Origin of the sequence: Minwuia sp. IMCC3009 (genome assembly GCF_029909415.1) — a bacterium.
Lineage (GTDB): Bacteria > Pseudomonadota > Alphaproteobacteria > Minwuiales > Minwuiaceae > Minwuia.
Genome location: NZ_CP123781.1, coordinates 2,691,997 through 2,703,997 on the forward strand (window position 1 = coordinate 2,691,997; position 12,001 = coordinate 2,703,997).

Sequence of the window (12,001 nt, forward strand, 5' to 3'; positions counted from 1 at the left end):
CCGGTACCTCAGGCCATTACCTGGCCATAGGCCGACAGCATCCGGTCCAGACTCCCGCGGCTCTCGGCAAAGCGACGGGCGACGGAGGGGTCGGTATTCTGCAGCGCGGCGGTCAGGGCTTCGGACAGCGCCCCGATGTCGCCAGCTTCCACCAACCGGCCCGTTTCCGGGCAGACAGCTTCCGGGACACCGCCGACACGGGTCGCCACGACCGGCAGTCCGCAGGCCTGAGCCTCGATCAGGGTCAGGGGAAACCCTTCGGAATGCGAAGGCAGACAGAGACAGTCGATGGCACGGTAGAACTGTTCCACGCCGTCCAGGTGTCCGAGGAAGTGGACCCGGTCGGACAGACCCAGGGTATCCGCGAGTTGCTGCAGTGCGGCGCGTTCCTCTCCGTCACCCGCAATCGCCAGATGCACCGCAGTGTCCGCCATCTGGTCCAGGGCGCGGATTGCGGCACTCTGGTTCTTCACCTTGTTCAGCCGACCAGCCAGTCCAACGATCTGCACCCTTGCCGGCAGCGCCAGTGCGGCCCGGGCTGCCGTCCGGCCACCGGGTCGGAAGCGCAGCAGATCGACACCATTGCGGATGACCGCATCCACCGGAATCCGCGCCAGCCGCGCCACCTGATCCGCAACCAGTTCGGCATCAGCGACCAGCCTGGGATTGACCAGTTTCCAGATCCGGCGAACCAGCCGGGCACGCTTCGGATCCTGCAGATGCCACGCATCATGTTCGGTATGGACCAGACGACGGACACCGGCCAGCCGTGCCGCGATCCCGCCATAGATCATCGGACCCACGTGATGGGTATGGACCACATCCGCCCCCTCCCGCGAGAGCAGCCGTGCCAGCCGCCAGATCAGGCGCAGGCTTGTGCCGGGCTTCTTGTCGAGAAAGACCAGCCGACCGGAGTACTGCTGCAAGCGCGGCCAGTTGGCGACCGCCTCCTCCATCGTGCCTTCAAGGCTGATGAGCAGGCCCCGGTCACCTGACGGGGGGGTGGAGAGCAGATCCAGAGCCAGGCACTCGATACCGCCCGGCCGCATGTGCTGCACGATCTGTACGTTGGTCTTCATGCGGCAATCTCCTTCCGTCGCAGTTGCGACAGGTTCTGAATGTCGTTCGTGAGAGAAGGAATCCTGGGCATCACCGCGACAACCGGGTGGCCCAACGCCTCGGCCTGGGCGGCCGTGCGGATCGAGTTGTCGAGAATCTCTGCCAGGGCGACCGCGCCGACGCTGGCGCCAATGGCCGCGACCAGTCCTGCAATGATGAAGGCCAGCGCCGGCAGACCCTTCGGTCGCTGAGGGACAGTCGGCAGATCGATGATCTTGACGCGCTCCGGGGCTTCGAACTGGCCCAGTGCACCGGTGACCCGCGCCATCCCGGCACGCTTCAGCAACCGCTCATGCACGTCCTGGCGCACGCTTACATCCCGCTCCAGCCGCTCCAGATCCCGCCGTACGTCGCTGAAGCCCGCTGTCTGCTGTTCCATGACCCGCACTTCGTCGCGAAGAACTTCGACCTGTCGTTCCATCTGCACGAGACTGGAGCGTGCGGCGCGCAGCCCCTCGACCTGGCTGACCAGCAACTGCTGCAACCCGCTCTCCGGTTCGGTGCCACGCAGGGCAGCGCCCCAGATTTCCTCAATCCGCGAAAGGTCGAGCTGACGGGCGGCATCGACCTGGGCATCGCGCTCCGCGACCAGTCGGGACAGGCGCCGTTCAGCGGCCACAACAGCGGAATGGCTGTCGGTATACCGCGATTTCATGGCCGCGAGTTCCGTGCGGACCTGCACGATCTGATGTTCGATATTGAGGACGACAGGGTTTGCCCCAGCCAGACGGCGCTGCATGTCGACCAGTGAGGCTCGCGCCCCCTCCAGCGCGACCTCGCGCAGGGAAAGATCGCTCTTCAGGTCCGCGAGACGCCGGACATTTCCGGCATGCAGATCCGGCAGGTTGTCGGCGTTCTCGGACCTGAGTGCGCTGAGCGCGGCCTCGGCGTCCAGAAGTGCGGCCTCGCTCTCGGCGAGCTGCTTTTCCAGGAAGGCCACCGACCCGGCAATGGATGACCGCTCAGGCGCCAGCACCTTCTCCATGAAGCGCCGGGCAATGGCCATCAGCACCTTGTCGATATCCACGGACGACGACTGGCGATAGGTGAGCTCGATCAGCTCATCGCCGACCAGACGAAGGCCGACAGCCTCTGACAGCTGCTGCACGATACGCTCTCGCGTGGCGTCGTCGCTGCTGTCATCCACCCATTCCAGATCAACTGCGACGCCCAGCAGGATGTGACGGCTGTGCAGCAGCGCGTTGAGCGCCGACAGCCGGTCTTTCACCCGGGTCTCGACGGCAAGGTCCTCCAGAAACGGATTATGCTTGGCCGCTTCCTGGATCAGGATCGACATGTGGGTCTCGTAGGTCCGTGACCGGAGCTGGCTCGCGACCCCGCCAATGATCGGCAGCAGGATCAGCAAGGCGCAGATCAGGTACCGCAGCCGCCATGCCGTCTGGGTCCACAGACGGATTAGAACACGCCATTCGTCCTTCATGCCGCGCGGCCTCCGCGCACCAGCCTGAGGGTTCCGGTCGGAACAGCGGCATCGCGTATCACCTGGGTGGGGACGCCCAGCACATTCAGCACCTGCCTGACGGCCAGCGCACGGCGATGCGCCCTCAGCCCCTCGGCATCCGGTGAGGAAGCGCAGGAAATAGTGACATTCGTCTTTGGCGCGGCGGCAACGAAGTTGCCGAGGCTGATCAGATGGCCGGGCTCAGGTTCGGTGGAATCGCCAGCCCAGGCCAGGTCCAGATTGCTGACGGTCGGCGCGGTCTTCTCCCCCTTGCCGTCCGATGCACGCGCATTCGCCAGCATGTCCTCGACGGAGATCTTCTTGCCGTTCTTCGGGGCGGAATTCTTGATCAGGGCCAGCTCGGAAGCCGGAACAAGGGACAGCGGATTGCCTTTGCTGATCCCGACGCAGGCAGTCGTTGTCATCCCAAGGATGGCGACGGCCAGCAATCTCGATGCTGCTTTGATCATGTCAGGTCTCCTCATCACACGTGCCTGACATCGCAAGCCGTGTTCCGACAGCTAACCCACTGAAATCAAAGAAACTGACGAATCAGAACAGCGACGCCCCCACTGCATCGCGCAACGGGTGACCCGATTTGCAGCGGTGCAGGATCAAGCGGCGGCGCGGTCGATCAGACGTTTCAGGTCCTGTGCACGCGCGTCCCAGCTCTCGTCGGCGACAGACGCCTGCCGTGCCGCACGGGTCGGGGGCAGGTCCGACAATGCAGCCCTCAGCGCGACGGTCAGTTCCGATGCTGTCGCGACCGTCCGGACATGATCGCGATAGGGCGACAGGGCCGGGAACGCCGTCGAGATGACCGGCGTGCCTGCGGCCAGGTACTCACGCAGTTTCAGCGGGTTGCAGGCACGGATCTGTGCATTGTCGACGAACGGCAGCAGGGAGGCCTGCCAGTGCTGGACATAGGACGGAAGCGCCTCATGCGGACGCGGACCCAGCAGCCGTACATTCGGCAGGGCGGTCAGCCGTGAGAGTTTCCGCAGGTCCGTCGAGACATTGCCAATGAAGACGAAATCCCATTCCGGGCATCCGACGGCGGCATCCCGGAGCAGATCATAGTCCAGCCAGTCCGCAAGGCTGCCGTAGAAGCCCGCCACCGGGCGATCGGACGGGAGATCCGGCGCACGCGGCACCGGCGTGCCAAATCGTTCCAGATCACAGCCGTGCGGCAGGATGACTGTCTTCGCCTGCGGAAACTTGGCTGCCAGCGTGGAACTGGCCGCGATGATGAGGTCCGCACGGTCTGCAAGTTCGCGCTCCATCTCGCCGACAGGCTTGTGATCGACACCGGCAAGTCCCTCGAAATCATCGCCGGCGTAGTAGATCACGACGGCCTCGTTGAACTGTCCGATGACATCCACTGCACTGGGCAGCGACGTCCAGAAAATCGGTCGATCCGGAGCGAACCGGTCCGTGAAGGGCTTCAGGGAGGCGGGGATTGTCCGGCGATTGATCCGACGCGCCAGCCGGGAACCCGGCCAGGAAACAGCCTTCGCCGAAGCGACACTGATTCCTTCGGGCGGGGTCAGGGCCGTCGTTGCCTCACCCTTGCGAAACATGGAGGCAACCTTGCGCACCAGCCTGCGGGCGTCTCCGGCGTTCAGTCTCGGGCGGCGCAGGCCAATCGAGTTCACCCAGAGCACCTCGCGATCGGCTGCCAGGCGAGCCATCAGATGCTGCGTGCTCGATGGATGCGCGCCCCAGTCTTCCCCGAATACGATCATCGGCGCAGCCATCACGACAGGCTCCTGTCTGCGGGTTCCAGTTCGCGAATGACGCGGGCCGGGACGCCACCTGCCAGAACGCCCGCGGGAAGGTTTTTCGTGACCACGCTGCCTGCCGCGACAATGGTGCCGGCACCGATCTCGACCCCCGCATTCACCGTGCAGCCGGTTCCCAGCCAGACGTCACGGCGGAGGATGATGTCGCCGACCTGATCATCGGTGTCGGGCAGACCCGCCGCCCGGTCGGTTGCGTTCACCGGATGGCCGGGATAACCGGAGAAGAAGGCACGCCCGCCGATCCGCACATTGTCCTCGAAGACCACCTTCGACCCGACGGCGACCGTGGTCTGCCAGCCGATACCGACATTGTCTCCAACGATGAACTGCGGCTGGTCGGCGCTCCGCCCCCGACCGGAAATGGTCATGGCGGAGGACAGGCGGCAATCGTCACCCATCGTGATCCGCACGGGGCCGGACAGGAAGGGCATTCCGCCACCGGCGATGTGCAGCCGACGCGACGTACCGTCGAGCCGGGAACGGAACATGGGTGTCCAGTAGAGACGCCGGGTCACCTCACCCAGCATGCCCGTCAGGCTGCGGTGCGCGTGATAGAGCGTCGCGTGGATGCCCGGCATCACGGGCATGTCGAGCACCTGCGCGCGTTTGACAAGGCGGTAGAGGCGGTCCGCCAGCGGGTCCTCGCGGCGGCGTATCCAGTTTGCGGTTCGGGTGATTGTCATGATCCTGCTCCTCAGCGGAAAGATGCGTGGTTGTGGTCAGAGGTGGCGGCGGGTCTCCGGCCAAGAGGACCCGCCGCCGGCTGTGGGACACGGCCCCCGACATGACTGTCGGGGTGTGTGAGGAGCTATCGGCCGCGCCCCAGGGCCATGACGGACAGCGTCTGGCCAACGATCCGCAGATCGCTCCTCAACCAGTCGCTGAAACGGAAGGTCTGGACGGCGTAGGCATGGTCGAACATGACCTTGCTGCGCACGTCCTCGATGGTTTCATCATATCCCTGGCTGACCTGCGCCAGCCCGGTGATACCGGGTTTGAGTCCGAACGTACGGCTGCTGTAGTGCGGGATCGCAGCCTCCAGCCTGCTGTAGAACTCCGGCCGCTCCGGCCGGGGGCCGATCAGGGACATCTCACCGCGCAGGACATTGATGAACTGCGGAATTTCGTCCAGCCGCGTCTTGCGCATGAAGTTGCCGACGCGGGTGATGCGGGGATCGCGCTTGCTGGCCCAGACTGCACCGCTGGCCGATTCCGCATCCTGACGCATGGAGCGGAACTTGATCATCTGGAACAGCTCCGTGCGGTCTTCCAGCATCCGGCCAACGCGAACCTGCCGGAACAGAATGGGGCCAGGGCTCTCGACCTTGATTGCCAGCGCAATGAGCGGCAGCAGGGGTGCGGTCAGGGTCAGGCCGACGACGGCGGCGGCAATATCGATACTCCGCTTTCCGATCCGTGTCGCCCGGTCCATATGGGTTTCGATCATGGCAGGCTCCTCTGTTTCTGCGCCGTGACAGGTTCGATGCGGACCAGTCCGTCCGCGGTGGCGAGATGGCCGGACAGAGCCGCCATCAGGGACTTGAAGGGCAGGTCTTTGCGCCCCGGCTTGATCACGAAATGCATGGTCATGACGGAACCTCTCAGGCCTCGGCGACGCGGCGCCAGGCGCCCCGCTTCCGACCGGTGAGGAACTGGAATGCGCCGATGGCCGAGGCCACATGACCCGTCACGAGATAACGCAGCGCCTCGATCTTGCGGATCCGGCGCAGGGCCGGGAACAGCGTTGCCAGCGCCGCCGCCAGGTAGGCTGGAGCCTGCAGGGCCAGCAGCATGGTCATGGGCACCGACCCGGCAGCGGCAGCAATCGCCGATCCGGCGAGGGCAATCAGCATCAGGAAGGGCATGACCACACGTGCACCCTTGCCGGAAAGGAACGCGAAGCTCAGCCCTGCCCGGCGCAGGGACAGGCGCGGCAGGACGGCAGCAAGCTGCTGGGCATTGCCGCGCCCGATCCGGACCCGGCGGTTGAAGTCCATGCTGTCGGGCGACGCCTGCAGCTCACGGACCCTGATGTCAGCGTCATAGAGTGTCCGCCATCCCCCCAGGGCAATCCGCATCGGGATCAGGAAGTCGTCGTTGATCACGCTCCGGCCCAGCGGCTGGTAGAGCCCGGCCCGGATTGCGTAGCAGGCGCCGTGCGCGCCAATCAGACCACCGATCCGTGCTTCGCCCTGCTTGATACGGCTCTGATAGGCCCAATAGGCTTTCTCACCGCCCGTGGTGTCACAGGCCGGGCTGTACCCGGCCCCGACCGCGCCGACTGACGGGTCCGCGAAATGGGCGGCCAGCCTGCTGATGGCGTCTGTCGGCAGGAGTGCCGAGACATCGGAAATGACGATGATCTGCCCGCGTGCCTGCCGGATGAGATCATTCAGAACCGCGACCTTGCCGCGGTTGATGCTGAAATCGATGACCCCGATCGAGACATCCGGATGGCAGGAGGCCGCATGCCGGGCGATCTCGACGGTATCGTCGGTGCAGCCATCGCATCCGATGAGAACCTGCAGCCGATCCGCCGGCCAGTCCTGCCCGACGAGGTTGCTGATCTTCGCGGCGATGTGCTGTTCCTCGTTGAAGGCGGGCATGACAACCGTGACCCGGGGCAGCGCGCTACGGATGGGCATCGGCCGGGTATCGGGTCCGTTGTCGCCCAGCCATGTGGCCAGCCTGGGATAGATGGCGTGGTGGTAGACGATCAGTGCCGAGCTGGCGGCAACGGCGATCTCAAGTGGTGTGTCAAACATGGTCCGGCTCCTCAGTCGGTTTCTGCCGCACTGACCGCAATCCGCTGGCCAGTTGGCGTGGAGACCGGTTGAGTCGAGGTTTTCCGCGGGATTGTGCGGCGGCCGGCCAGGCCGGAACGGGTCCGGCTGCCACTGCCATTTGAACGGCTGCAGTGGTCGACCGCTGCGAAATGCAGTACCTGATCCCCCGTCAGGCAGCTTTTCCGGGCTCCAGGGCTGGCACCCCGATTGCGATCCCACCGACAGGTTCATTCATGCGCAAAGGGGCGCACATCATGGAACATGTCGTACTGGCACTGGACAGCCGCGCAATCGGGGGCATCGAAACGCATGTCCTGGTACTCGGACAGGCCTTGCTGAACGCAGGTGTCCGCACGACCATCCTGCGCCTGGCCGACCACGGACCACACCCGATGGACGACCAGGCCAGGAACATCGGCCTGCCCGTGCGCGTACTGACACGGGAGCGGGCCAGCCTGCCGCAATGGCTGAAGGTCAACCACGCCACCCTGCTTCATACGCATGGATACAAGGCCGGCATCCTGGGACGGCTGACCGGGCCACGGCACCGGTTGCCTGTCGTTTCCACCTTTCACAATGGCGATCGCGGAACCGGCAAACTGGCCGCCTACACCGCGCTTGATCGCTTCACCTCCCGCTGGTCGTCCAACATCGCGGTCTCGGCAGAGATCTCGGCGTCCCTGCCCCGGACCGCGACCGTCATAGACAACTTCGTCGCAATGCCCCCCTGCCCCGGGAACCCGGGTCGGAAGATCGGCTTCGTCGGCCGACTGAGCCAGGAGAAAGGCCCCGACCATTTCCTCGAGCTGGCCCAACGCCACGCTGACATGCCGTTCATCATGTTCGGCGATGGCCCGATGTACGCCGAGACCAGGGCATCGGCGCCGGGAAACGTGGAAGTCGTGGGCAGCGTGCCCGGCATGGCTGATCGCTGGACCGACCTCGGCCTGCTGGTCATGCCTTCACGACAGGAGGGCCTGCCCATGGCCGCGCTGGAGGCCATGTCCCACGGCGTGCCGGTCGCGGCATTCGGTGTTGGTGGATTGCCCGGCCTTGTCGAGGACGGCGTCACCGGCTATCTCGCCGAGCCCGGCGATGTGCATGAACTGTCCGGGCGCCTGGCGACACACATGAACGCCAGCGAAGACACCCGCCGCAAGATGCGGATGAACGCGCGCGCGCGGATCATGGAAGGATATTCGGCGCAGGCACGTCTTGGCGATGTGCTGGCGGTCTACCGCGCCGCCATGGACCGGTGAGGATCTCACCATGAGAATTTCCACCCGGGTCTCCGATCTGCTTGTGCTTTCCATCGTGGCGTTCAACGCCATGGTCGGTTCAGCCCGGACGATTGTCGCCGATGAGGGATGGGCATTGGCGGCGGGGGACCTGTTCGGCGTCAGCGCGGTTGTCTGGATCGCCCTGGGTCTCGCTGCCTTTCGCCTGCGACAGGCAGCAGCGAAAGGACAGGTCCCGGCCTGGCAGGCACTGCTCGTGAGCATCCTGTGCCTCGTGCCCTCTGCCCAGGTCGCGTGGCTTGCGGGAACGATCTACTTCCTTGCCCGGCTGGTGCAGGACCGCGGCAACACCGCCGTTCCGCATGCGGGTCTCCTCATCGCGCTTGCATTGTGTGCCCGAACGCCGGTGACATGGATGCTGACGACCCTGTTCGCCGAGCCGCTGCTGCAGTTCGATGCCGTCCTGGCGGGGTGGCTCGCCAGTCAGACAACCCTGATCGCCGGAATCGAAGGCAATGTCGTCGTCCATGAGTCCGGACACAGGCTGTTCGTGATGACGGGATGCAGTTCGTGGAACAATCTGTCTCTCGCGCTGCTCTTCTGGTTCGCGATGACGCGCGGGTTGATGGCAGACGGCACAAGGCCGCCACTCTGGTACCCCACAATGGTCGGTGCATCCGTTGTCCTGATCAACGTTGCGCGCCTGAGCATCATGGCCCGGTCACCGGAGGCCTATCACTGGCTGCACGATGGCGACGGGGCGGAGATCGTTCTGCTGCTGACCGCATTCACCGTTGGCGCACTCACGTTCTTCAGTCTTCGTGGAGGGCGACATGCGCATCCCGTTGCATAGCCTGCTGGTTCTGGCATCCGTCATGCTCGGTGTGGCAGGCGGTTACCTGAAAGCCTCTGCTGTGCCGGCAGACACCGCCCCGTCGCTCGCGCTGCCGTCTTCGATTGCGGAGCTGGCCGAAACAGTCTCCCTCAGCAACCGTGGCCCCTATGAGGCGCAGCGGTATGTCGCCCGCGCCTGTCTGGGCGAGATCTGGCTGCTGTCGCTCCACCGCAATGGTGAGGCGGTGGACCTCCTGCCCGGTGTCCAGGGATATGTGCTGGACGGGACCATCAGTCAGGAGTTCCCCGCCACCGCATATACCGTCGGGCGGCTGCTGGCACTTGCCGGGCTTCGGGCGTCGGAACCCCGGGTCCATGCCTTTGCCGAGACGGGCTCATGCGATCTCGCGGCCCGCATCGGAAACGATCGTTCCTGAATGTCCCGCTGGCTCCTGTTCGGTGGCACTCTGCTGGCGGCCCTGATGTCGATCACCAGCGCCGCGCGCGCGAAGTCCCTGGCCGTCCTGCATCCTGTCGAGCGCCCCGCGTTCAGCCAGGACTGGCGGAAATCGACAATCCGGAAGGCCCACCGGGGCGACATGCAGTTTGTCATCCTCAGCACCATCGGCAGCCCCTGCACGCCCATCACGGCAGTCGGTGCCGCTGTCACCTTCTGGCAGATGCTGCCGATACGCACCGTGACCCCCAGCGATGAAGCCACCGCGACCGGCGCGTTCCATGAGATACTGGTCCCGAGATCCGCCGCCACCTGCGCCGCCTCCGGGCTGGTGCTGGCCGAATGGAAATCCGACCGGGACCGGGTGATCGTCTTTCGGCAAGGCACGCAGGAGGTTCAGGTACGTCAGGTCATCCGCAAGGACCGGCCCGGCGCGCCTCTGCCATTCCACGTCGGGATCAATCCGGCCAATCTGCCGAGAGGACACTGCCCGGACGGCGGATGCCCCCCCGAGGCCGAACTGCTTGCCGGTTACGCGGCCCTGCTGAAGGCGCATCGGATACAGCCGATCCAGGGCTATGTCCTGTTTCCACCGATACGGAACGGCATGCTCGATCTCGATGCCGGGCCGCCGGGCAGCTCCTTCCGCGACACCGTCATGACGCACGCGATCAACGGGCATGTCGGGTTCCCGCGCGCCAGCCGCTATCCCGATGCCGTGGCCTATCTGAAAGCGTTGCAGCGAACGGTTCTGGCCGAGGAACTGGAAGGCCGGGCGTGGGTCTATGCAGCCGATGAACCGACGGATATCGAGGCCTTGTCGCGCCATCTGCGCCTCTATCGCAAGCACGCTCCGGGCGTGCGTGTCATGGTCACCACCGACCGCGATGCGCGGCTCGACGGACTGGTCGACATCTTTGCGCCCGTCTTCAATCGACTGAAGTCACGCAGGCATCCCGGTCTTCACGATTACCGCGACACCGGTCTGTGGACCTATCTGTCCTGCATGGGTTCCTGCGGTCCGAACAGGGCCGAAGTACCCGATGCCGTCCCACTGGCAGGACCGGCGACCGGTCTGGCGGATCTGCTGATCGACCGCCCTGCGGCACAGCTGTTCCGTTTCATGCGTGCCATATCCGGCCGGGTCGACGGATTGCTCTACTATGAGGCAACCGAGACCTACCGGCTTGTGCCGCTGGGCATCGACATCTTCCAGGACACATGGAACTTCGGGGGCAACGGAGATGGTCTGCTGGCCTTCCCCGGCCGCCCCGGTGAATTCGGCCTGAAGGACCACATGGCATTGCCGTCACTCCGCCTGAAACTGCTGCGTCATGCACTGCAGAACGCGTGGGCCAGAGTGCAGCAATAGGTACTGCATTCCGCAGCGGTCGGCGTGATAGCCAATATCACACCCTCCATATCATATTGAAATATATACATTTTCTTTAAATCCGAACATGGCTCGGCCATTGCGAATGTCGGTTCAACCAACACGCAAGGAGACCGACAATGACTGAATTCCGCTTCGACGCCCCAGGTGCCCTGTTCTTCCGTCCCGAGGGTCCGCTGGACGCCATCGGGGTCCTGGCATGTGAAAGCCATGTCGAAACCATCACGGACATCTCTGTCGAGCACATCACCATCGACCTGTCCGATGTCTCCTTCATGGACCCGTCGGGCCTCGGGCTGCTGGTTGACATCGCCAAGCGCATGAAGATGCGCGGCGGGGAGTTCGTCATCCGGGGCGTCCATGGCCAGCCGCAGCGCATGCTGGAGCGTCTGAATCTGATGCGTCCGCTGAATGTGCAGACGGCCACCGAGACCAGCGCCAGGCCGGCCGTTGCGGCATACGCCGCGGCCCAGGCAGCCTGAGATGAGGGCTCCGGGCAAGTTCTTCCTGCTGGCCGGTGTGGCGGTGGGCCTTGGTGCCTGTTCCGTCACCTGGCCGCCCGAGCACGGCGGCGGCGCGGCGGAAATCTCCACCCGCACCTACCCCGCCGCGATCATCGATGCAGCCAGCGAGGGCGAGATCGCCCTGCAGGTCCGGCACGCCAACTGCCTGCGCAAGCTTGAGCAGTTGACCAACGACGGCGCGATGCGCTGGGCACCTGCCGAGCTGGTGCTGGCGGAACGTCTCGCCATTCGCGCCGGACGCGAGATCGCCGGCGGTCTGGACGCCGACGGCGCTGCCAACCTGATCGCCCTGAACGAACGCATGCAGAGGATCGAAGACGCCATCGCGCGGGCGGCCAAGCCGCGCAATGGCGTCGCCCTCTGACTGACAGATCCCGAAGGTGAGG

At 65.0% G+C, this 12,001-nt stretch carries 14 protein-coding genes; 6 read left to right on the forward strand and 8 right to left on the reverse strand.

Going from position 1 to position 12,001, the window contains the following annotated elements; all coding sequences use genetic code 11:
- Nucleotides 1-8: 8 nt before the first annotated feature.
- From QGV55_RS12620 to QGV55_RS12655, 8 genes are all read right to left on the reverse strand, one after another.
- A complete protein-coding gene (locus tag QGV55_RS12620) occupies nt 9-1,079 on the reverse strand; it encodes a glycosyltransferase (RefSeq protein WP_281016429.1) in 1,071 nt (356 codons plus the stop codon).
- Nucleotides 1,076-2,560: a hypothetical protein gene (locus QGV55_RS12625; RefSeq protein WP_281016428.1), complete on the reverse strand. Its 1,485-nt coding sequence runs from the start codon at nt 2,558-2,560 to the stop codon at nt 1,076-1,078. Before QGV55_RS12625 ends, QGV55_RS12620 begins: the two co-directional genes overlap by 4 nt.
- Nucleotides 2,557-3,051 carry a hypothetical protein gene (locus tag QGV55_RS12630; RefSeq protein WP_281016427.1) on the reverse strand — a complete coding sequence of 165 codons (495 nt, stop codon included), beginning with the start codon at nt 3,049-3,051 and terminating at the stop codon, nt 2,557-2,559. Before QGV55_RS12630 ends, QGV55_RS12625 begins: the two co-directional genes overlap by 4 nt.
- 144 nt (nt 3,052-3,195) lie before the next feature.
- Nucleotides 3,196-4,338: a glycosyltransferase gene (locus QGV55_RS12635; protein WP_281019933.1), complete on the reverse strand. Its 1,143-nt coding sequence runs from the start codon at nt 4,336-4,338 to the stop codon at nt 3,196-3,198.
- A complete protein-coding gene (locus tag QGV55_RS12640) occupies nt 4,338-5,066 on the reverse strand; it encodes an acyltransferase (protein WP_281016425.1) in 729 nt (242 codons plus the stop codon). The genes QGV55_RS12635 and QGV55_RS12640 overlap by 1 nt, the downstream gene beginning before the upstream one ends.
- 125 nt (nt 5,067-5,191) lie before the next feature.
- The gene (locus tag QGV55_RS12645; protein ID WP_281016424.1) at nt 5,192-5,830 is read right to left on the reverse strand and encodes a sugar transferase; all 639 of its coding nucleotides are present in this window, start codon (nt 5,828-5,830) and stop codon (nt 5,192-5,194) included.
- Nucleotides 5,827-5,973 (reverse strand): hypothetical protein, encoded by a 147-nt coding sequence (locus QGV55_RS12650; RefSeq protein WP_281016423.1) that lies wholly within the window; start codon nt 5,971-5,973, stop codon nt 5,827-5,829. Before QGV55_RS12650 ends, QGV55_RS12645 begins: the two co-directional genes overlap by 4 nt.
- 11 nt (nt 5,974-5,984) lie before the next feature.
- Entirely contained in the window at nt 5,985-7,148 is a 1,164-nt protein-coding gene (locus QGV55_RS12655; RefSeq protein WP_281016422.1) for a glycosyltransferase family 2 protein, read from the reverse strand.
- Between the two features lie 275 nt (nt 7,149-7,423).
- Here QGV55_RS12655 and QGV55_RS12660 point away from each other — a divergent pair, with 275 nt between their 5' ends.
- From QGV55_RS12660 to QGV55_RS12685, 6 genes are all read left to right on the forward strand, one after another.
- Complete coding sequence (locus QGV55_RS12660; protein WP_281016421.1) at nt 7,424-8,428, forward strand: glycosyltransferase family 4 protein; 1,005 nt, start codon at nt 7,424-7,426, stop codon at nt 8,426-8,428.
- A gap of 10 nt (nt 8,429-8,438) precedes the next feature.
- Nucleotides 8,439-9,260, forward strand: coding sequence for a hypothetical protein (locus tag QGV55_RS12665; RefSeq protein ID WP_281016420.1), 822 nt, complete (start codon nt 8,439-8,441; stop codon nt 9,258-9,260).
- Complete coding sequence (locus QGV55_RS12670) at nt 9,241-9,678, forward strand: hypothetical protein (protein WP_281016419.1); 438 nt, start codon at nt 9,241-9,243, stop codon at nt 9,676-9,678. The genes QGV55_RS12665 and QGV55_RS12670 overlap by 20 nt, the downstream gene beginning before the upstream one ends.
- Complete coding sequence (locus QGV55_RS12675; protein ID WP_281016418.1) at nt 9,679-11,070, forward strand: glycoside hydrolase domain-containing protein; 1,392 nt, start codon at nt 9,679-9,681, stop codon at nt 11,068-11,070. It begins immediately after the preceding gene.
- 140 nt (nt 11,071-11,210) lie between these two features.
- Nucleotides 11,211-11,573, forward strand: coding sequence for an STAS domain-containing protein (locus QGV55_RS12680; RefSeq protein ID WP_281016417.1), 363 nt, complete (start codon nt 11,211-11,213; stop codon nt 11,571-11,573).
- Nucleotide 11,574: 1 nt separating this feature from the next.
- Entirely contained in the window at nt 11,575-11,979 is a 405-nt protein-coding gene (locus QGV55_RS12685; protein ID WP_281016416.1) for a hypothetical protein, read from the forward strand.
- Nucleotides 11,980-12,001 lie beyond the last annotated feature (22 nt).